The organism is Deltaproteobacteria bacterium RIFCSPHIGHO2_02_FULL_44_16 (assembly GCA_001798185.1).
Taxonomy (GTDB): domain Bacteria; phylum UBA10199; class UBA10199; order 2-02-FULL-44-16; family 2-02-FULL-44-16; genus 2-02-FULL-44-16.
The window spans coordinates 1-19,370 of record MGRM01000021.1 but is presented as its reverse complement, the minus strand read 5'-3'; the positions used below and the strand labels follow the sequence as shown (position 1 = coordinate 19,370).

The window sequence follows — 19,370 nt, the reverse complement described above, 5'->3', positions numbered from 1 at the left end:
CTTTTAGAAACAAAAACCGCTTTTGTGAAACACATCCACCACAAAACTTTCGCCTATCATATCTGACATCTTGTTTTGCGCGGGCTATATTTGTCTCTTGTCAGCCTTAGAACACTACCATGTCACCGATCACATTCCGAAACAGACATGGATTCTTGTACCTGAACCGAAGCGCATATCATCAAACGATCTGAGGCTTGTGCGCTCTAGGAACCCACAATGGGATATTGGTATTCGAAAGACAAAAGATTATTGGATTACCACTCTCGAGCGCACATTGATTGATTGTTTAATCCACAAACACCTCATCGGAAGTCAGACGGCACTTGAGGCAATCAAAACAGCGTTGGCGCAAAAGAAAGTAAAACTTGGCAACTTGTACGATATGGCCAAAAAAATGGGTGTTGAACGTCGCGTTCATTCTTACATCGAGGCATTGGCAGCATGAATCAAGAAAAAGCAAAACTCATCAGCCGTACCATAAAAGCACTGGTGCAGAAAAACACACGCTTTCATATCAACGAAGTTCGGGTGATCATCGCGCTTGAGCGAGCCATAGCTCGGTTATCACATGACCACTATCTCGCCGAACATTTAGTTTTCAAGGGTGGGTTTGTGCTGCTCAAAAGTTACGACAGCGTACGTTTCACTCGCGACGCTGATTCTCTTGCCCTTTCCATTTCCAAAACAAAATTGAAAGATTTCGTGTGCAGCGCTTTGGCCAGAGATCTGGACGATGGCCTTTGGTTTGGAGATATTCAGGTACAGGAATTGGCGGATCAAGGTGAATACGGTGCATATCGATTTGATTGTGCTTTTCAAATTGGCGAACCGGATCTCAAAAAACTGCACAAACTTTCGAGAATTCATATCGATGTTAGCTTCAATGATCGACTGCCTGCGAAGTCAGAAAACCAGCAGATGCCATCGATATTAGAGTATGAGGAGCCAGTACTGTGGAAAATTTATCCCGTCGAATATATCATCGCTGAAAAAGTTCAGACACTTTTTGATCGAGGCTCTGCCAATTCTCGAGCCAAAGACATTTATGACCTCATGTATCTTTTTCCTCGTTTTCGGGACCAATCTGCATTAGCAACAGCAATTCGAAAGACTTTTAAACATCGCAGAACTGTTCTTCCCGAATCCTTGTTCATGAGGCTCAACAATTCGACAACACTATTTTGAAAGCAGCATGGCCGAGCATCAAAGTACTCGGTGAAAAACTTGGCTTTGACGAAGCTTGGCAAAGGTTGATAGTCCACCTGGGAGAGTTGGATGAATACCTTCATAAATCATAGGAAATTTGAAAGAGATACAACCAATCATCAGCTCAAAAGGATCGCACGTAAAAAGAAAAAATTGGATGCTTAAAGATTAAAGCAGCGTCGTTCATTGTCGCCTGTTTTATTTTTCCCCTGTTTTCATGTTTCCTTCATCAATGTTATCGAGTTTCTCCCGTTACATTCTCTTTTCATTTTGCATGAAAACAAAAATCTATTTTTTGGCATCACCTAGTTATGTTTGACGCTCGAATGAGCAGCATGATACCCACCAAAGATATGGTAAAGTGGTTTTTTAAGCACAAAGTATGGCCTTCGCTAAAATGGTCGATGATGTTGGAGATATTTTTTCTTCTCGCTGCCTTCATTTATGTTTGGTTTTTTGATTCTCATAATATTCATGCGTTTTCAAACGCCTTGATGATCATTGGGCTATTGAGCATGGGTCTCGGGACACTCAGTATGTTTGGAGGTATGACAGCGAGAGGAGATGCAGAATATCAATTAAGTAGGATGGCTGGCGTAGATGGCTCAAAAGAGTGTTTCGAACAAGATAGAAAAGATGCTTCAGGAGAGTTTTCCTTTTTACTGTTTATGTTCACTTCAGGAATTACGGCTGTAATTATAAGCTTAATCATAAAAAAGTACACCTAGAGCATGAGGAGCAACACTGTATGGTGCAATCAAAATTGATATTTAAATTCCCACTTTTTTTCATGCACATGTTGACCACAGCCAACTGATTTTTTCACACACACAAATCCATTTTTCTCCATGACTCTTCTCGAAGCAAAATTTCGTACCAAACACTTTCCGATCAAGATTTTTAACCCCACTCCTTTAGCCTTCATGATAAGTTGAGAGAGTGCTTCTGTAGCATATCCCTTTCCCCAAAATGGCACTCCAATCCAATAGCCTATTTCAGCCTCTCTCTTTTTCCAGTCACAATGAAACAAGGAAATAATGCCAACAAAGTGAGCACTGGCATAGACGGCATAAACGAAGTTCTCTTTTGTTTTTTGTTTTCGGAGCGCATCCTGAATAAACAATTTGGCTGCCCCCTCCGGATATGGGTGCGGAATTGAAGACGTCGTATCCGCAATCAGTTTGTCAGCAGCATATTTCTGAACAAACGGGACATGGTATAAGGAAATATCGTATAAAAAAATGGAGGTCATATATGGTTATTCATCCTATATCCTGCGCTTAAACAAAAACTACAAAATAAGTTTGTTTCTGTAGTTTGCGTAGTTCAGCTTATGTCATGATCAAAAGAGTAGCTTTTGAAATAATACGTTCATTTGTACGATATGTCGCAACGATTTTTTTTATTTCACAGATATCTCATATCCATCGCAAGTCCATTCATCGTGTGATCCTCTGGATCATCTGTATTTTTCAGAAGTTACTATAATCTCTTTTACACCTCGGCCTCTGGCACGATGACTGCAATTCTTTTTTCTGAAGTTGTGTTCTTGCACGAACACAGAGAAAGGAATAAGAAAGATGTCTACAAGACAGGCTGCGTTCTTTGACAATCAGCTCTGGACGATCGATCAACTTGCGAAATTCCTTGATGTTCCTGCCGCAACGATTCGGGACTGGGTCTACAAGCGACTTATCCCTTTTGTCAAAGCAGGACGTCATGTCCGTTTCAAGCCTTCCGACATTCATCGATGGCTCGAAAAGCACCTCAGAACGCGATGCTCTCCGGCAACAATTGAAAATGCAAAGTCTGTGCTCCGCGCAGATCTTCTTCCGACATTTGGGGATATGAAGCACACTGCAGTTCATGCACATCATATCGATGCTTTTCTCGAAAATCTCAACGGTCGGTTAAGCAACATCGGAATCAATCGACGACTTCAGTTGATACGGACGATCTATAACTACCACATTCGCCGACGTGTAATCTCGTACAATCCGGCAGATGCGGTTGCCCTTCTAAAGATTGATCCAAAACCAATCCGGTTCTGGACGCTTGAGGAAGCAAGACACTTGCTCGAACATGCAAAGAAAAAATACAAAGGTACGGACAAAGAAGCAATCTATCTTCTGTACCTCATTGGACTCAATACAGGAATGCGATTAGGAGAAATGGTTGCTCTCAAGTGGTCATCGGTTGATTTTCAGAATCATTTGATCACCGTCTGCAGAACGTGTTGTGCCGCGAGCCGAAGGGTCTTTGAAACAACAAAGGGGAAACGGATTCGTCATGTTCCGATGAATGATGTGCTTTGTAATGCCTTGAAAGAAGCTTACGTTCAGCGCCGAAATTCGGAGTGGATTCTCTTGACTCCACATGGATGCATGCTCCACAAGGACAACCTCTATCATAGTTACTGGCTCGTCGATATCAAGCACAGCGGTGTCAGCAAAATTCGTATCCATGACATGCGCCACACGTTCGCTAGCCATTTCATGATGAATGGAGGGGAACTCTACAAGCTTCAGGCAATTCTCGGACACGCGAACATTAGGACGACGCAACAGTATACACACCTTTCCAAGGCTTTCTTGCGGGAGAATTCCAACATTGTCAGTTTTGAGGCTGAGGGGAATCTTATCAAGGGAATATGTGAAGAATATCGGAAGTGTTCTGAGTAAAAAACCGTGGCCACAAATTGGTCACACAAAAAATGAAAGAAGACGCTGTTTATATAAGTTCTTGTTTTAAAAGAAACAAACATGGTTAAAAGATCCGGAAAGCCACAATGCCATTGTGGTGCTCTACCAACTGAGCTACGACCCCAGGAATTTCTTTTTGGACTTTTTTTCACTCTTTTCGGCGGATTTTTTCTTTGGCTCTTTTGCAGTTTTTGTCGATTTCTTCTTTGTTTTCTCTTCGCCGAGAGAAGGAAGAATCGTTGCCGTCTCTCGTAAATATTCGATGATCGCCATCGGCGCACTATCTCCATGGCGATGTCCCAAACGATAAATACGGGTATAGCCACCATTTCTGCCATCAAAGCGCTTTGCAAAAGTTTCAAAAGCGTGATGCACCGCTGTTTGATCCCTAAGAATGGAAAGAGCGTTGCGACGCGCATGCAGCGTCCCCGTCTTTGAAAGCGTTACAATGCGATCTGCAATGCGACGCAACTCTTTTGCTTTTGGCAAAGTGGTTTCAATCCGATCTTTTAAGATCAGAGAAGAAGCCATATTTGCAAGCATAGAGAGACGATGTTGTGATTTACGTCCAAGTTTTCGATGATCTACATTATGTTTCATAAGAACCTCTATTGGTCTGTTGTCATTCCCGCGAAAGCGGGAATCTCATGAGATCCCCGTTTTCACGGGGATGACAAACTTTACTCAATCTCCTTAGGACGAAATTTCTCAGCTTCTGCAAGATCGAAACCGTCAAGCTTCATTCCGAGAGCAAGTCCCATGTCGGTTAGAATTTCTTTAATTTCATTGAGAGATTTGCGTCCAAAATTTTTGGTCTTTAACATTTCGGCTTCAGATTTTTGGCACAGTTCGCCAATATAACGAATTTTTGCATTCTGCAGACAGTTTGCAGAACGAACAGAAAGCTCGAGCTCATCAACACGACGATAGAGATTTTCATTGAGTTTCGGTTTGCCATCATAAGACGAGATGCGGCGCTCTTCCTCAAGCGGCTCTGGCGTTTCATCAAAGTTAATAAACACTTGAAGCTGTTCTTTTAAAATTTTCGCAGCATAGGCAATCGCCTCTTCTGGTTTCACTGATCCATTTGTCCATATTTCGAAGGTAAGTTTGTCATAGTCTGTGCGTTGAGCAACACGGGCATTCGTAACATGGTAATTACATCGCGTAACGGGCGCAAAAATAGAATCGAGCGCAATCGCACCAACGGGATCAGCTTGGTCTTTATTACGTTCAGCAGGAGTATATCCTTTGCCAAGCTTCACCACAAACTCACCCTTCAGTTTCCCTTCAGGCCCAAGGGTTGCAATGTGCAAATCTGGATTAAGAATTTCAATTTTTCCGGAGCTCATAAGATCTCCTGCTTTCACTTCTCGTTCTCCTCGAATGTCAACTTTTAATACATCTGACTCTCCCTCATTAAGTTTGAGCTTCACTTGTTTGAGGTTGAGGAGAATATCGGTGATATCTTCCGTCACGCCCGGAATGGTTGAAAACTCATGCAACACACCATCAAATCGAGCTGAGGTCAGCGCAGCCCCTTGAAGAGATGAGAGAAGAATACGTCGAAGAGAATTTCCGAGCGTAATCCCAAATCCGCGCTCAAGTGGTCGAGCTACAAATTTTCCATAAGTGGGTGTCAATTCTGACGACTCAAACTCAAGTCGTCGTGGACGAATAAGTGATCTCCAATTTCGATACATACTTCCTCCTTAGAGAGCCACCACGCTCCTCCTCACGTTAAGGGGAGCTCCTCGGCTCACTTACTTTGAATAAAGTTCAACAATTAAGTGTTCTTGCAACTCAGACCCTATTTGATTTCGCATCGGATACGTCACTATTTTTCCGGTCATCGTATTTTTATCAAGCGTTAACCATTCAGGAACACCACGTCGCTCAACAGCTTCCACAGATTCAACAATAGAACGAACTTGTTTACTGTTATCCCGAACCGCAATCGCATCACCCTCTTCTACCAAGTAAGAGGCAATATCAACAACCTTGCCATTGACCATAAAATGACGATGACCAATGAGTTGACGCGCTTGTCGACGTGATGTTGAAAAACCGAGACGATAAACCATATTATCAAGTCGTCGTTCCAAAAGTTGAAGAAGATTTTCTCCCGTGACCCCTTTCATTTGAACAGCTTTTTGATAATAGCCACGAAATTGTCGTTCCAAAACTCCATAGATCTCTTTCGCGCGTTGTTTTTCACGAAGTTGGGTTCCGTAATCGGAAAGTTTTTTGCGTCGACGTTGTCCGTGTTGACCAGGTGCATACGCACGACGCTCAAAAGCGCATTTTTCCGAAAAGCAACGATCTCCTTTCAGAAAAAGCTTTTGACCTTCTCGACGACATTTTAAACAAACTGATTCTTGACATCTTGCCATACGACTCGCCTCCGATTACACACGACGTTTCTTGGGGGGACGACACCCATTATGAGGTATGGGAGTCATATCTCGAATGGAGGTCACCTTCACCCCGGTTTTTGAAAGAATCCGGACCGCTGATTCACGACCAGCTCCTGGTCCGGAGACAATAACTTTTACTGAACGAATACCATGTTCCATTGCGCGACGCACTGCTTCTTCTGCTGCAAGTTGTGCCGCAAAAGGTGTTCCCTTACGCGATCCTTTAAATCCTCGCTCACCTGATGATGCCCATGAGAGCGTATTGCCCACAGGATCCGTCACGGTAACGATAGTATTGTTAAAGGATGAACGAATATACACCACTCCATGAGGAACGCTTTTGCGCGCTTTCTTTTTCGGTTTTCGTGTTGTTGCCGGTTTTTTCTCAATTTCTGTACTCATGGTCAGTCTCCTTAAAAATTACTTCACCGCAATTTTCTTTCCTGCAATTGGAATTCGTTTTCCACCCATGCCTTTGGCAGTACGCGCATTCGTATGGGTTCGCTGTCCACGAGCAGGAAGCTTTCGAATATGTCGTAAACCACGATATGCTCCCAAATCTTTGAGACGCTTAATGTTCCCTTGGACTTCGCGACGCAAGTCACCTTCGACTTTACACAGAGATTCGATCACTTCGCGAATTGAAGCAATTTGCTGATCACTTAATTTTTCAGCGCGAACAGATTCATCAATTTTAGCTTTGGCGAGAATTTCGCTCGAACGCGCGCGACCTATGCCATATATATAGGTGAGCGCAATAACAACGCGTTTATTCCCTGGAATATCAACTCCTGCAAGACGTGGCATAACCTACTCCTTTTTAGCTCTATCCTTGTCGTTGACGGTGCTTTGGATTTTCACAAATCACACGTACAACGCCTTTTCGTCGAATGACTTTACACTTGTCACAAATTTTCTTTACGGATGAACGAACTTTCATAAATCACCTATACCTATAGTTATAGCGAAGAACCCCGGAGATCCCTCACTGCGTTCAGGATGACGCTTTCGCGTCACTTTCCACGATACGTAATGCGTCCTCGACTTAAATCATACGGTGAAAGTTCGAGCGTTACCGTATCGCCTGGAAGAATGCGAATGTAGTGCATGCGCATTTTTCCAGAAACATGTGCTAATACTTTATGTCCATTTGGCAATTCAACACGAAACATTGCGTTGGGAAGCGTCTCAAGCACTTTTCCTTCAACGACGATCGCTTCTTCTTTTGCCATAGTTATTTACAATACCCCTTTACTCAAAATATCTGGTCCATCTTCTGTAATTGCTATTGAGTGTTCAAAGTGGACCGATAATTTTCGATCTTTCGTCATGACTGTCCACCCATCGTTTAACATTTCTGTTTCATACGTTCCTTGGTTGATCATCGGTTCAAGAGCAAGTACGAGGCCTGGTCGTAACTTCATTCCTGTCCCAGGTTTTCCAAAATTGGGGACTTGAGGATCTTCGTGTAAGCTTCGTCCTACACCGTGCCCAACATATTCTCGAACAACCGAAAAACCTTTACTCTCTGCATGGCCCTGAATGGCGGCCGATATATCATAAAGCCGGTTTGCAAGGGAAGCCTTTTCGATACCCTTGAAGAGACATTCTTCGCCTGTTTTCAAAAGAAGTTGCGCCTCTGGACTCACTTTTCCCACCGGGAAGGTCCAACCATGATCCCCATAAAAACCATCCAGAAGTACACCACAGTCGACTCCAATAATCTCCCCCTCAAGGAGTTTACGCTTCGAGGGTTTCCCATGCACAACGACTTCATTGATCGCAATACAAAGGGTGTGTCCAAATCCCATATACTTCTTAAATGCCGGGATTGCCCCGCAGGCTTTGATTTCCCGCTCCGCTACCGCATCGAGTTCTGCAGTGGTAATGCCCGGCTCAATCAGATTCCGAAGCATCGCCATGACTTTTGCCACAATCTGATTGCTCGCGCGCATTTTTTCAATTTCGTCGCGAGACTTCAACATGATCATGGTCGATCAGCCATTCCTTTTTCATCAATCAAAGAACAAATTCGTTGAAAGACTGCTTTAATTCCTCCAACGCTTGCAACGCGTGCAAGTAACTTTTTCTTTTCGTAATAGTCAACAAGTGCTGCTGTTTTTTGCTTATACACTTCAATCCGTGATCGAACTGTGCCTTCTGTATCATCCGCCCGATGAGTTAAACGTCCGCCACATTGGTTACAAAATCCTTCTGCCATTGGAGGGTTTGCCGCAGCGTGATAACTACTCCCACACTGCTCACATGTAAGCCGACCCGAAAGCCTTTTGACAATTTCATCATCTGGAATCTCAAGAAAAATAGCAGAAAAAAGTTTTTTTTGCCGCTTATTCAAAAAACGATCCAGAGCATCTGCCTGTTCAATGGTTCGAGGATAACCATCTAAAATATATCCTTTCTCACAATCTGTTTGGCTTAACCTCTTATTCATCATTTCAATGATCAGTGCATCTGCCACAAGCTCACCGCGGTCCATAATTTGCTTTGCCTTGAGACCAAATGGTGTTTTTTCTTTTACTTCACTGCGTAAAATATCACCTGCCGAAAGATGGGGAATGCCATATTTCTTCTCGAGCAACTTCCCCTGCGTTCCCTTTCCGCTCCCCAGCGGCCCAAGCAAAATCACGTTAAGTCCCCCATTCATGGTTAACCCTGACGTCCTCGAAATCTACCGCCTGTTCGTTGTTCGAGAAATCCTTCATAATGTCTTGTCATTAAATGAGATTCGATTTGTGCTAATGTATCCATCGCAACACCGACCACAATTAACAGTGACGTTCCTCCAAATGTATAGGCAAGCGAAGAAGGAATGCCAAATTGTGAAATCAAAAATTCCGGAAGAATACAAAGAGCAGCAATATAAAGCGCTCCTCCAAGCGTAATGCGCGCGAGAATACGATCAATATAATCAGAGGTACTTTTTCCAGGACGAATACCGGGAATAAATCCTCCGTACTTTTTCATATTCTCAGCAAGATCCACGGGATTAAAACTCACCGCCGTATAAAAATAAGCAAAGAAAATGATAAGACCTGCATATAAAACATTTCGAAGCGCTCCTTGTGAAAGAGCTGTCGCAATTTGCTGAAGTGGTCCAGCTTGCACGAATTGCGCAATGGTCGCTGGAAACATAATAATCGATGAAGCAAAAATAGGGGGGATGACACCCGCAGTATTCAGCTTTAGAGGGAGATGTGATGCTTGCCCACCATACATTTTTCGGCCCACCACGCGCTTGGCATATTGCACGGGGATACGTCGATGGGAACGTTCCATAAAAATAATAGCGCCGATAATAAGAGCAATAAATGCGATCAGAAGCAAAAATCCAAAAAAGCCGCCGAATTGATCTTTGATTCCCCAAGCATCACGAAAACCTACAGGGATACGAGTCACAATGCCTGCAAAGATAATAAGTGAAATGCCATTTCCAATACCGCGCTCCGTGATCATTTCACCAAGCCACATGAGAAATGCCGTTCCTGCAGCAAGTGTGATCATGGTCGTAAAATAAAACTGCCATGCTGCGACACCGGGGAGAACAGCGCCCTGTTGTTTCAATCCAAAACTAATTCCAAAACCTTGGATGAGCGCGAGAACGATCGTTGCATAGCGCGTATATTGTGTAATTTTTTTTCGCCCCGCGTCCCCTTCTTTTTGAAGCCGCTCAATAGCTGGAACCGCTACTCCCAAAAGTTGAAAAATAATCGAAGCGCTAATGTAGGGCATAATCCCGAGCGCAAACACCGAAAAATTTTCGAGAGCTCCTCCAGAAAACATATTAAAAATGTCAAAGACCGTTCCCGAAGATATAATACGTCGAACTGCTTCAGCACTAATTCCGGGAGTCGGAATAAAAACTCCAACACGATAAAGGGCTAAAGCAAAAAGCGTAAAAAGCAAGCGTTTGCGAAGCTCTGGAATACGAGCAATATTCGCAATGGCCTCAGCCACGCTTCACCTCAAGAGTTCCACCAGCAGCTTCCACTTTCTTTTTTGCTTCAGGTGAAAAAAATTGAACTGTAATTTTTAAAGGATGTTTTAACTCACCTCTGCCAAGAAGCTTTACGTTTTTACTCCGTCTTTTAATAAGTCTCGATTCAGCCAAATTTTCTTTCGTCACTTCGCTTTTCGCGGGGAAAATATTGAGCTGATCTACATTCACAATGGCAATTTCTTTTCGAAAAATATTTGTAAAACCACGCTTGGGCAAACGACGAGCAAGAGGCATCTGTCCACCTTCAAATCCAATTTTATGATAGCCACCTGCGCGCGCTTTTTGTCCTTTATGGCCCTTGCCGGCTGTACCGCCACGACCGGAACCATCGCCTCGTCCGAGTCGACGGCGTTTACGCGCTTTTCTTCCTTCAGGCCGTGTCAATTCATTCAACTTCACGTCGCACTCCTTTTCCTTTTTGTTTCTTTTACTTCCACGACTTCGACTAAGTGACTCACAGATGCAATCATTCCACGCACTTGTGGTGAATCTTTCAGCGTTCTTACTTGTCCGAGTTTTCGCAATCCCAGACCTAACACCGTTTTACAATGCCGAGGAATCGACTCAATGGTGCTGCGTTTCAATTTCACACTGACATTAGCCATGGGGCACCCGTAATCGTTTATGTTCTTCTGGAGAACGAAGCTGTTTCAGTCCATCAAAGGTCGCCTTCACCACGTTATGAGGATTATTCGTTCCTAAAGATTTCGTCATAATATTATGAATTCCCGCAGCTTCAATCACTGCTCGAACGGCCCCTCCCGCAATCACTCCTGTTCCAAGGGTTGCAGGTTTCATAATAACTCTTCCTGCTCCATAATGTCCGATGGTTTCATGAGGAATCGTCGTGTTGACAATCGGAATCTGCGTCATCTGTCGACGTGCTCTTTCCGTCGCTTTTTTAATCGCCGTAGGAACTTCGCGCGCTTTTCCAAGCCCCATACCGACGCGACCATTGCCGTCACCGACAATGACGAGAGCTGAAAAACTAAAACGCTTTCCACCTTTCACCACTTTAGAAACGCGGCTAATATGGACAATCCTTTCGAGAAGTTCTGATTTTCCTGAATCCCTCATGTCGTTCATTAGAATTGTAACCCTTTCTCCCTCGCGGCATCTGCGAGGGATTTAATTCGACCATGATAACGATAGCCGTTACGATCAAAAACAACTTTTTCAATTCCTTTTGCTTTTGCACGTTCTGCTGCAAGTTCTCCCACACGCTTTGCTCCAACACATGCTGTTCTTCCCTTCATCGAAGCAAGATCCTTTTCACACGTTGAGACCGCAGCAAGTGTGGTGCCTGTATCATCATCAATAAATTGAACGGTCATATGATTTAAACTTCTAAAAACGGACATGCGTGGACGTTCTTTCGAGCCTGCAACTTTTTTTCGTACTCGAAACTTCCTCCGATCGCGTCCTCTCTTTTTCTTATTCATGTTCTTACCCAGCTCCTTTCGCAGTAGCAGCAGATTTTCCTGCCTTACGGCGGATCACTTCATCGACATACTTCACACCTTTTCCTTTATATGGTTCTGGTGCTCGAAGTTTTCGAATACGAGCTGCTGTCTCTCCGACTAATTCTTTATTTGCGCCACTGATCAAAACAATTTGCTTATTCACCGTAATCGTAATTCCTTCTGGAATATCAAAATCAATAGGATGAGAATGACCTAAACTTAATCCCAAAACTTTTCCCTTTACTTGAGCACGATAGCCGACACCCACAATTTCAAGACCACGGCTAAAACCTTCAGTGACGCCTACGACCATATTATGGATAAGCGCGTGCGCAAGCCCTTGTTCGCGCCGTGCATCTCCTGTTTCTTCAGCTCGAGCAACCAGAATCTCATTACCCGAAGTGGTGAGGACAATACGCGTAAGCTCATCAAAAGATCGGGTTAAATCTCCTTTCGATCCTTTCATCTGAACTCGTTTTCCCTCAAGCTTCACATTGACACTTGAAGGGAATGCAATGGGTCGTTTTCCAAGTCGTGACATTTTTCTCTCCACTTACCACACGGTACAAAGTATTTCTCCACCTACACGAGCTTCTAAAGCTTGCTGATCGGTAAGAATCCCTTTAGGTGTTGAAAAAAGAGAAACACCCATACCTTGTCTGAATGATTTAATTTCTGTGCATTGCAAATACACGCGTCGTCCTGGTTTGCTCATTCTGCGAATATTCAAAAGAATCGGTTTACGATCTTGCGTGTATCTCAACTGAACCACAATCTGTTTCCGTATCCCTTCACCAATCACGTCAACTCCATCAAAAAAACCCTCTTTTGCCAAAACTCTCACAAACGATTCCTTCATTTTTGAATACGGAATAAGAACATCGTCATGCTTCGCACGGGAAGCATTTCGAATTCTCGTTAATAAATCTGAAATAGGATCATTCAAACTCATATCACATTCTCCTCATCTAAATTACCAACTCGATTTTATAACTCCTGGTAAAAGCCCCTCAAGCGCCATGGAACGAAAACAGAGACGACACATATCAAACTTCCGTATATATCCACGCGATCTTCCACATCGAGGACATCGATGATATTGACGCACTTTAAATTTCGGTGTTCGTTTTGCTTTGACCATCAATGATGTCTTCGCCATAGAGTCCTCGTTTTTACTTTCGGAAAGGCATGCCCATAAACTCCAGCAATGCTCGTCCTTCTTCATTTGTTTTTGCATTCGTCACAATCGTTATATTCATTCCCGCTACTTTATTCACTTTATCAAAATGAATTTCAGGGAAAATAATCTGTTCTGTAACTCCAATAGTGTAATTCCCGCGACCATCAAAAGCTTTTGGGGACACACCTTTAAAATCTCTCACTCGTGGAAGCGCCACATTGAAAAGACGGTTTAAAAAATCATACATCGTTCTTTTGCGAAGCGTGACACATGCTCCAATTTTTTGCCCCTTACGTAACTTGAAATTCGCAATGGATTTCTTTGCCAGTGTATAAACTGGGCGCTGACCTGTAATCACCGCAAGTTCTTCAGCTATCGCTTCCAAAATCTTCACATCTGAAAGTGACTCTTTCAAACATGTGTTGACAACCACTTTTTGTACGCGCGGAACTTCCATGACATTTTTATAATTAAATTTTTCTTTTAATTGAGGCACACACTGTTTGCGATAATGTTCTTCAAACGTGCTCGGCTCTCTCTTTTCTGTTGTCGTTTTTTCCTTCGCCATAATCGTACTCCTACTTTGTCACCTGAATAATATTTCCAGATCGTTTTGAAATTCTCTCTTTTTTCCCTTTACTCACGCGAAAACCGAGACGTGTCGCTTTCCCTAACTTTTCATCATAAAAGGAGGCCTTGGAAAGAGAAAACCACGCTTCCTTTTCAAGGATTCCTCCTTGACGGTGTTGTTGATTCGCTTTTTGATGACGTTTTACAAGACAAAGTCCTTCAACGCGAATCTTTTGTTCTTTCGGATTCACTTCCAAAATCTTTCCTGTTTTGCCTTTATCTTTCCCGGCAATCATGATGATGGGGTCACCTTTTCGCAGTTTCACTTTTTCCTCCACTCAAAGCACTTCTGGCGCTAACGAAATAATTCGCATAAATTTTTTGCCGCGAAGTTCTCGTGCCACAGGACCGAAAATTCGGGTTCCAAGTGGTTCGCCCTGTTCATTAATCAACACAGCTGAATTTTCATCAAAACGGATAAGTGAACCATCCGAGCGACGAAGAGGATGTTTGGTCCTCACAATCACCGCGCGCTTCACATCACCCTTTTTTACTTTTGCATGAGGAATTGCCTCTTTCACGGCAACAACGATAATATCACCAACAGACGCATAGCGTCGTCCTGAACCACCCAGCGGACGAATACACATCACGCGCTTGGCTCCCGAATTATCAGCAATTTCCAATACTGATTCTTGCTGAATCATAATGACACTCCATTTTTCTCTAAGACTCGAAGAACGCGCCATCTCTTTCTTTTAGAAAGAGGACGACATTCACAAATTTCGACTTTATCACCAACCTGGCATTCGTTTTTCTCATCATGCGCTAAAAATTTCTTCTTGCGACGAATATACTTCCCATATACCGCATGGCGCGACATTCGTTCCACATTCACCGCAATGGTTTTTTGCATGCTGTTTGAAACCACGACACCTGTTTTTATTTTTTGGCCTTCCATCTTATGATGACTCCTTATTCAGAGCTTCTTTGCTTCTTCGCGTGCGCTCTGTCAAAAGCTTTGCAAGAGCCCGTTGCACACGTCGAAGTTCAGATGTCTGTTTCAACTGCCCAAGTGATTTTTTCACGCGCAATTGAAATTTCTCTTGGTGAAGAGAATCAATATTGCGCATGAGTTCATCGAGTGATCGTTGTTTCACTTCAGCCTGCTTCACGATAATCCTCCCGCGTCACAATTTTCGTTCTTACGGAGAGCTTATGCGCAGCTCGCGTAAGAGCTTGCACTGCAAGTTCCTTTTCTACTCCCTTGAGTTCATAAATCATTCTCCCCTTTTTGACCGGAGCAACCCAAAACTCAGGAGATCCTTTTCCTTTTCCCATTCGAGTTTCAGCAGGTTTTTTACTCATCGGTTTATCAGGAAAAATACGAACCCAGAGTTTTCCGCCACGCTTTGAAGTACGACTGACCGCCATACGTCCCGCTTCAATTTGACGCGCGGTAATAAATCCAAAGGTCGTTGCCTGAAGACCATAATCTCCGAAAGAAAGATTGCAGCCCCTTAACGCAATCCCACGAAGACGTCCCTTTTGTTGTTTCCGATATTTTACTTTCTTTGGTTCTAACATAAGTATGCTTCCTTCATTTAAACATCAAGAATATCGCCTCGATAAATCCACACCTTCACCCCATTTGTTCCATACGTTGTAAATGCTTGCGCAAAACCGTAATCAATATCTGCGCGAAGTGTATGAAGCGGAACACGTCCTTCACGATACCATTCGCAACGAGCAAGTTCTGCACCACCCAACCGTCCTGAACACTGAATACGAATACCCTCAGCGCCAAATTTAAGCGTCGTTTGAACTGCTTTTTTCATCGCACGACGAAAGGCAACTCGACGTTCGAGTTGCAACGCGACATTTTCGGCAACCAATTGAGCGTCAAGCTCCGCTTTGCGAACTTCACGAATATTGACCATCACCACATCCTTGGTCTTTGCTTGAAGTTCACCGCGAAGCGAATCAATACCAGCGCCTTTTTTCCCGATCACTAAACCTGGTCGAGAGGTAAAAATATTAATAATAATTTTCCCTGAAGGACGTTCAATTTCAATTTTCGAAATACCGGTATGCTTTAATTTTTGCTTCAACTCTTTGCGAATAAATTCATCTTCATGAACTTTACGAGCATACTCAGGGCCTTTAGCAAACCATCGCGACTTCCAGGTTTTGCTAATGCCAAGTCGAAATCCTTCGGGGTGTGTTTTTTGTCCCATAGTTTTCCCTATTGTGTAAATTCATCTAAAACCACCTTGAGGTGGCTTGATCTTTTTAAAATTGGAGATGCCGAGCCCTTTGCTCGTGTCAACCATCGTTTCATCGTCACGCCCTGATCACAAAGAAGTTCGCGAATATAAAGATTGTCGACGTCAACTCCTCCTTTTCTATCAGCATTCGCAACCGCAGACCGAACGAGCTTCAAAAGAGGAACCGCAGCTTTACGACGACACGCCATTAAAAAACTCACGGCATCGCCCACTTTTTTACCTCTCACTTCATTACAAAGAGGTCTCAACTTCCGTGGTGACATACGAAGATGACGAAGCGCTGCTGTTGCTGTCATGACGCACCTCCAGAGGCACCACCACTTACTTCTGTCTTGCGATTTCCCGAATGACCTCGAAACGTACGCGTTGGAGCAAACTCGCCAAGCTTATGCCCCACCATATTTTCGGTAACGTAGATAGGAACAAATTTACGACCATTATGAATCGCAATCGTAAGTCCTACCATATCGGGGACAATCGTCGAGCGACGCGACCACGACTTGATCACTTTTTTATCTCTATTTTCTTGTGCAACAGTCACCTTTTTCAGGAGATGACTATCGACAAATGGTCCTTTTTTTACGGATCGGGCCATCTTTCCTCCTTATGCTGCTCTCTGTCGTTTAGCGCGACGGTCTTGCACAATAAACCGATTCGTTCGACGGTTATTTCGAGTCTTTGTTCCCTTGGTACCTTTTCCCCACGGCGTTACAGGATGACGACCACCGCTTGTTTTTCCTTCACCTCCACCATGTGGATGATCCACAGGATTCATCGAGGTTCCTCGATTATGAGGACGTCGTCCCTTCCAACGTTTACGACCTGCTTTTCCAATCGAAATATTTGAGTGATCGAGGTTTCCAACTCGACCCACAGTTGCACGGCAATTGACATGCACTAATCGAACTTCACCCGATGGCATTTTGAGTTGTGCATATTCGCCTTCACGAGCTACCAGCTGTGCTGCATTTCCCGCACTTCTGACGAGCTTCCCGCCAGCTTGAGGAGAGAGTTCAATGTTATGAACTTCTGTTCCCAAGGGAATATTTTTCAGAAGCATGGCATTGCCAGGTTGTAAATCGATTAAATCGTTCGAAGAAAGAATCGTTTGACCGACTCGAATTCCAACCGGAGCCATAATGTAACGCTTTTCACCATCTGCATAATGTAACAACGCAATGCGCGCCGATCGGTTCGGATCATATTCAATTGTCGCGACACGCGCCGGAATGGCGAGTTTTTCGCGACGAAAATCGACAATACGATAACGTCGCTTAACACCACCACCCCGAAATCGAGACGTGATACGACCAAAAGCATTTCTCCCACCGGTCTGCATATGCTTATCGAGCAGTTTTCGCTCTGGACGATCTGTTGTAATTTCCGAAAAATCGAGAACGCTCATCCCTCTGCGCCCTGGTGTTGTCGGTTTATAATTTTTGAAACCCATACTTAGACTCCTTCAACAAATTCAATACGCTGACCATCTTGAAGCGTTGCGATCGCTTTTTTCTGATCTGCAAGTTTACCTACATTTTTGCCAACGCGTTTCCATTTTCCAGGCATGCGCGATGTCTGAAGCGCAATCACATTGACTTTAAAGAGCTGCTCAATCGCTTGACGAATCTGATATTTCGTCGCTCGACGATCGACCACAAAGGTGTACTGATTATGCGCTCCTTGAGCTGCAACACTTTTTTCCGTCAAGCGCGGTTTTCGAATGACATCATAAAGATTCATGACACTAACCTCTCTTGAATTTTTTCTAAAGTCTCTTTCGTAAAAAGAATGTCTTCATGCTTGCACAGATCAAGCACATTGAGCGATTGACCTGAAACAACTTTTACTCCTTCAATATTCCGAACTGATTTTTTTACTTTTTCGTCAACATTATCAGCCACAATCAAAACTTTTTTGATTTCAAGTTTTTTAAAAAATGCGACAGCCTGTTTTGTTTTCATTTCTGAAAATTCAAGAACATCAATCACATGAAGTTTTTTCTCTCCTTGTTTCAATGCCAAAGCTGCACGAAGAGCTCCTCGTTTTGCTTTCTTTGGCATGGTATAGGTATAATCACGTGGTTTTGGACCAAAGGCAACTCCACCACCGACAAAGATATTTGCTTTTCGTGATCCGTGTCGCGCTTGTCCTGTCCCCTTTTGACGATAAATCTTCGCCGTTGATCCATGAACTAAATCTGTATTTCGCGAAGAGGATGTTCCCTGACGACGATTGATCAGCTGATTTTTCACGCTCTCGTAAATAAGAGCTTTGTTTGGAGCCGTGCCAAAAATCTGCTGTTCAAGAGCCAGATCACCAACTTTTTTATTATTCATGTCCACAACCGAAAGCTTCACTTCGCCTCCTCAGGAGATACTTGTATATTCTCGTTTGCTTTCACTTCATTGGCTTCAGGTTTTGTCTCTTCCTTGTCACGGTCGAAAAGAGAATGATCCGTACTTGTCACTTCAAGTAATGTTCCATTGAATCCTGGCACTGCTCCGCGAACGAGCAAAACATTTTCTTCAGCATGCACCGCAACCACTTCAAGATTTCGAATGGTCACTCGCTCGACACCCATATGCCCCGGCAAACGTGTATTTTTAAAGACGCGCGCTGGCCATGTTCTCATTCCAATCGATCCAGGGCGACGGTGGAAATCAGATCCGTGAGCAGCAGGACCTCCCGCTTTTCCATGACGTTTCATAACACCTTGAAAGCCACGACCCTTTGTCATCCCACTCACATTCACCATATCTCCTACTCGAAAGAAATTGACGGAAAGTTTTTTTCCTTCTGCAATTTCAATGTTCTCATCGAGAACAAATTCTCGCATATAAGCGTGTGGCGCGATCCCTTTCTTTTTGAAGAGACCCAAACGCGGTTTCTTCAGACGTCTCTCTTCGCACGGTTCAAACGCAAGTTGCAAAGCGCTATAACCATCATGCTGTTTGTTTTTACGGGAAATGACAACACATGGCCCAGCCTCAAGCACCGTGACGGGAACGATGTTTCCGTCAGCATCAAAAATTTGTGTCATTCCTCTTTTTTTTGCAAGCAAGCCAAACATCATTATATCCTTTGGTTAAATCATTTTAATTTCAACATCAACACCTGACGCAAGCTCCAACTTCATAAGCGCATCGACCGTTTGTTGCGTCGGCTCAATAATATCAAGCAACCGATTGTGCGTACGAATTTCGAATTGTTCCTGCGAGCGTTTGTCCACATGAGGACTTCGCAGAACACAATATTTTTCAATTTTCGTCGGAAGAGGGATCGGACCGGCAACACGCGCACCTGTACGTTGCGCGGTACCCACAATTTCAGAAGTCGATTGATCAATTAATTTATGATCAAAACCTTTCAAACGGATTCGAATCTTCTGACTTTTCTCATATTTCGTTGTCATAATCGCTTTGTACTCCTCTTAAGCAATAATATCGGTAACGACACCAGCGCCGACGGTACGACCACCTTCTCTCACCGCAAATCTCACTTCCTTCTCAAGCGCTATCGGACT

The 19,370-nt window shown here is 43.6% G+C and carries 35 protein-coding genes; 4 read left to right on the top strand and 31 right to left on the bottom strand.

What is annotated here, in order from left to right; all coding sequences use genetic code 11:
- The first annotated feature begins 70 nt into the window (after positions 1 to 70).
- The 3 genes from A3C46_02645 to A3C46_02635 all read left to right on the top strand — a co-directional run bounded on the left by A3C46_02645 (position 71) and on the right by A3C46_02635 (position 1,937).
- Positions 71 to 448 carry a hypothetical protein gene (locus A3C46_02645; GenBank protein ID OGQ21981.1) on the top strand — a complete coding sequence of 126 codons (378 nt, stop codon included), beginning with the start codon at positions 71 to 73 and terminating at the stop codon, positions 446 to 448.
- On the top strand, positions 445 to 1,188 hold the full coding sequence (locus A3C46_02640; protein OGQ21980.1) for a hypothetical protein: 744 nt from the start codon (positions 445 to 447) through the stop codon (positions 1,186 to 1,188). Before A3C46_02645 ends, A3C46_02640 begins: the two co-directional genes overlap by 4 nt.
- A 356-nt stretch (positions 1,189 to 1,544) precedes the next feature.
- Positions 1,545 to 1,937, top strand: coding sequence for a hypothetical protein (locus tag A3C46_02635; protein ID OGQ21979.1), 393 nt, complete (start codon positions 1,545 to 1,547; stop codon positions 1,935 to 1,937).
- Between the two features lie 29 nt (positions 1,938 to 1,966).
- Here the strand turns inward: A3C46_02635 and A3C46_02630 are convergent, their stop codons facing one another.
- Positions 1,967 to 2,461, bottom strand: a complete 495-nt coding sequence (locus A3C46_02630) for a hypothetical protein (protein ID OGQ21978.1) — start codon at positions 2,459 to 2,461, stop codon at positions 1,967 to 1,969.
- Between the two features lie 328 nt (positions 2,462 to 2,789).
- Here A3C46_02630 and A3C46_02625 point away from each other — a divergent pair, with 328 nt between their 5' ends.
- Positions 2,790 to 3,890, top strand: a complete 1,101-nt coding sequence (locus A3C46_02625) for a hypothetical protein (GenBank protein ID OGQ21977.1) — start codon at positions 2,790 to 2,792, stop codon at positions 3,888 to 3,890.
- A 135-nt stretch (positions 3,891 to 4,025) separates the two neighbouring features.
- On the opposite strand, the gene A3C46_02620 is transcribed toward A3C46_02625, so the two are convergent.
- The 30 genes from A3C46_02620 to A3C46_02475 all read right to left on the bottom strand — a co-directional run bounded on the left by A3C46_02620 (position 4,026) and on the right by A3C46_02475 (position 19,259).
- On the bottom strand, positions 4,026 to 4,511 hold the full coding sequence (locus tag A3C46_02620; GenBank protein OGQ21976.1) for a 50S ribosomal protein L17: 486 nt from the start codon (positions 4,509 to 4,511) through the stop codon (positions 4,026 to 4,028).
- A gap of 80 nt (positions 4,512 to 4,591) precedes the next feature.
- Positions 4,592 to 5,614 carry a DNA-directed RNA polymerase subunit alpha gene (locus tag A3C46_02615; protein ID OGQ21975.1) on the bottom strand — a complete coding sequence of 341 codons (1,023 nt, stop codon included), beginning with the start codon at positions 5,612 to 5,614 and terminating at the stop codon, positions 4,592 to 4,594.
- Positions 5,615 to 5,674: 60 nt separating this feature from the next.
- Positions 5,675 to 6,304, bottom strand: a complete 630-nt coding sequence (locus tag A3C46_02610) for a 30S ribosomal protein S4 (protein OGQ21974.1) — start codon at positions 6,302 to 6,304, stop codon at positions 5,675 to 5,677.
- 15 nt (positions 6,305 to 6,319) lie between these two features.
- On the bottom strand, positions 6,320 to 6,730 hold the full coding sequence (locus A3C46_02605; GenBank protein ID OGQ21973.1) for a 30S ribosomal protein S11: 411 nt from the start codon (positions 6,728 to 6,730) through the stop codon (positions 6,320 to 6,322).
- A gap of 18 nt (positions 6,731 to 6,748) precedes the next feature.
- On the bottom strand, positions 6,749 to 7,135 hold the full coding sequence (locus A3C46_02600; GenBank protein ID OGQ21972.1) for a 30S ribosomal protein S13: 387 nt from the start codon (positions 7,133 to 7,135) through the stop codon (positions 6,749 to 6,751).
- Between the two features lie 206 nt (positions 7,136 to 7,341).
- The gene (locus A3C46_02595) at positions 7,342 to 7,560 is read right to left on the bottom strand and encodes a translation initiation factor IF-1 (protein OGQ21971.1); all 219 of its coding nucleotides are present in this window, start codon (positions 7,558 to 7,560) and stop codon (positions 7,342 to 7,344) included.
- Positions 7,561 to 7,566: 6 nt separating this feature from the next.
- Positions 7,567 to 8,319 (bottom strand): type I methionyl aminopeptidase, encoded by a 753-nt coding sequence (locus A3C46_02590; protein ID OGQ21970.1) that lies wholly within the window; start codon positions 8,317 to 8,319, stop codon positions 7,567 to 7,569.
- Complete coding sequence (locus tag A3C46_02585; protein OGQ21969.1) at positions 8,316 to 8,993, bottom strand: adenylate kinase; 678 nt, start codon at positions 8,991 to 8,993, stop codon at positions 8,316 to 8,318. The genes A3C46_02590 and A3C46_02585 overlap by 4 nt, the downstream gene beginning before the upstream one ends.
- A 2-nt stretch (positions 8,994 to 8,995) precedes the next feature.
- On the bottom strand, positions 8,996 to 10,303 hold the full coding sequence (locus A3C46_02580; GenBank protein OGQ21968.1) for a preprotein translocase subunit SecY: 1,308 nt from the start codon (positions 10,301 to 10,303) through the stop codon (positions 8,996 to 8,998).
- On the bottom strand, positions 10,296 to 10,745 hold the full coding sequence (locus A3C46_02575; protein ID OGQ21967.1) for a 50S ribosomal protein L15: 450 nt from the start codon (positions 10,743 to 10,745) through the stop codon (positions 10,296 to 10,298). The genes A3C46_02580 and A3C46_02575 overlap by 8 nt, the downstream gene beginning before the upstream one ends.
- Complete coding sequence (locus A3C46_02570) at positions 10,742 to 10,951, bottom strand: 50S ribosomal protein L30 (GenBank protein ID OGQ21966.1); 210 nt, start codon at positions 10,949 to 10,951, stop codon at positions 10,742 to 10,744. Before A3C46_02570 ends, A3C46_02575 begins: the two co-directional genes overlap by 4 nt.
- The gene (locus A3C46_02565) at positions 10,944 to 11,423 is read right to left on the bottom strand and encodes a 30S ribosomal protein S5 (GenBank protein OGQ21984.1); all 480 of its coding nucleotides are present in this window, start codon (positions 11,421 to 11,423) and stop codon (positions 10,944 to 10,946) included. The genes A3C46_02570 and A3C46_02565 overlap by 8 nt, the downstream gene beginning before the upstream one ends.
- An 8-nt stretch (positions 11,424 to 11,431) precedes the next feature.
- Positions 11,432 to 11,788 (bottom strand): 50S ribosomal protein L18, encoded by a 357-nt coding sequence (locus A3C46_02560; protein ID OGQ21965.1) that lies wholly within the window; start codon positions 11,786 to 11,788, stop codon positions 11,432 to 11,434.
- A 4-nt stretch (positions 11,789 to 11,792) separates the two neighbouring features.
- Positions 11,793 to 12,350, bottom strand: coding sequence for a 50S ribosomal protein L6 (locus tag A3C46_02555; protein ID OGQ21964.1), 558 nt, complete (start codon positions 12,348 to 12,350; stop codon positions 11,793 to 11,795).
- Between the two features lie 12 nt (positions 12,351 to 12,362).
- Complete coding sequence (locus A3C46_02550; protein ID OGQ21963.1) at positions 12,363 to 12,761, bottom strand: 30S ribosomal protein S8; 399 nt, start codon at positions 12,759 to 12,761, stop codon at positions 12,363 to 12,365.
- A 21-nt stretch (positions 12,762 to 12,782) separates the two neighbouring features.
- Positions 12,783 to 12,968, bottom strand: coding sequence for a 30S ribosomal protein S14 type Z (locus tag A3C46_02545; protein OGQ21962.1), 186 nt, complete (start codon positions 12,966 to 12,968; stop codon positions 12,783 to 12,785).
- A 13-nt stretch (positions 12,969 to 12,981) separates the two neighbouring features.
- The gene (locus A3C46_02540) at positions 12,982 to 13,557 is read right to left on the bottom strand and encodes a 50S ribosomal protein L5 (protein OGQ21961.1); all 576 of its coding nucleotides are present in this window, start codon (positions 13,555 to 13,557) and stop codon (positions 12,982 to 12,984) included.
- 10 nt (positions 13,558 to 13,567) lie between these two features.
- Positions 13,568 to 13,855 carry a 50S ribosomal protein L24 gene (locus A3C46_02535; GenBank protein ID OGQ21983.1) on the bottom strand — a complete coding sequence of 96 codons (288 nt, stop codon included), beginning with the start codon at positions 13,853 to 13,855 and terminating at the stop codon, positions 13,568 to 13,570.
- A 42-nt stretch (positions 13,856 to 13,897) separates the two neighbouring features.
- Complete coding sequence (locus tag A3C46_02530) at positions 13,898 to 14,266, bottom strand: 50S ribosomal protein L14 (protein ID OGQ21960.1); 369 nt, start codon at positions 14,264 to 14,266, stop codon at positions 13,898 to 13,900.
- Positions 14,263 to 14,520: a 30S ribosomal protein S17 gene (locus tag A3C46_02525; GenBank protein OGQ21959.1), complete on the bottom strand. Its 258-nt coding sequence runs from the start codon at positions 14,518 to 14,520 to the stop codon at positions 14,263 to 14,265. Before A3C46_02525 ends, A3C46_02530 begins: the two co-directional genes overlap by 4 nt.
- Position 14,521: 1 nt before the next feature.
- A complete protein-coding gene (locus A3C46_02520; protein ID OGQ21958.1) occupies positions 14,522 to 14,734 on the bottom strand; it encodes a 50S ribosomal protein L29 in 213 nt (70 codons plus the stop codon).
- A complete protein-coding gene (locus A3C46_02515) occupies positions 14,721 to 15,146 on the bottom strand; it encodes a 50S ribosomal protein L16 (protein ID OGQ21957.1) in 426 nt (141 codons plus the stop codon). Before A3C46_02515 ends, A3C46_02520 begins: the two co-directional genes overlap by 14 nt.
- A 17-nt stretch (positions 15,147 to 15,163) precedes the next feature.
- On the bottom strand, positions 15,164 to 15,796 hold the full coding sequence (locus A3C46_02510) for a 30S ribosomal protein S3 (protein ID OGQ21956.1): 633 nt from the start codon (positions 15,794 to 15,796) through the stop codon (positions 15,164 to 15,166).
- 8 nt (positions 15,797 to 15,804) lie between these two features.
- Positions 15,805 to 16,143, bottom strand: coding sequence for a 50S ribosomal protein L22 (locus A3C46_02505; GenBank protein ID OGQ21955.1), 339 nt, complete (start codon positions 16,141 to 16,143; stop codon positions 15,805 to 15,807).
- Positions 16,140 to 16,442, bottom strand: coding sequence for a 30S ribosomal protein S19 (locus A3C46_02500; GenBank protein OGQ21954.1), 303 nt, complete (start codon positions 16,440 to 16,442; stop codon positions 16,140 to 16,142). Before A3C46_02500 ends, A3C46_02505 begins: the two co-directional genes overlap by 4 nt.
- 9 nt (positions 16,443 to 16,451) lie before the next feature.
- The gene (locus A3C46_02495) at positions 16,452 to 17,297 is read right to left on the bottom strand and encodes a 50S ribosomal protein L2 (protein ID OGQ21953.1); all 846 of its coding nucleotides are present in this window, start codon (positions 17,295 to 17,297) and stop codon (positions 16,452 to 16,454) included.
- A 2-nt stretch (positions 17,298 to 17,299) separates the two neighbouring features.
- On the bottom strand, positions 17,300 to 17,587 hold the full coding sequence (locus A3C46_02490) for a 50S ribosomal protein L23 (protein ID OGQ21952.1): 288 nt from the start codon (positions 17,585 to 17,587) through the stop codon (positions 17,300 to 17,302).
- Positions 17,584 to 18,183 carry a 50S ribosomal protein L4 gene (locus A3C46_02485; GenBank protein ID OGQ21982.1) on the bottom strand — a complete coding sequence of 200 codons (600 nt, stop codon included), beginning with the start codon at positions 18,181 to 18,183 and terminating at the stop codon, positions 17,584 to 17,586. Before A3C46_02485 ends, A3C46_02490 begins: the two co-directional genes overlap by 4 nt.
- 17 nt (positions 18,184 to 18,200) lie before the next feature.
- Positions 18,201 to 18,920 (bottom strand): 50S ribosomal protein L3, encoded by a 720-nt coding sequence (locus A3C46_02480; GenBank protein OGQ21951.1) that lies wholly within the window; start codon positions 18,918 to 18,920, stop codon positions 18,201 to 18,203.
- Positions 18,921 to 18,932: 12 nt separating this feature from the next.
- Positions 18,933 to 19,259 carry a 30S ribosomal protein S10 gene (locus tag A3C46_02475; protein OGQ21950.1) on the bottom strand — a complete coding sequence of 109 codons (327 nt, stop codon included), beginning with the start codon at positions 19,257 to 19,259 and terminating at the stop codon, positions 18,933 to 18,935.
- Positions 19,260 to 19,370: the final 111 nt, after the last annotated feature.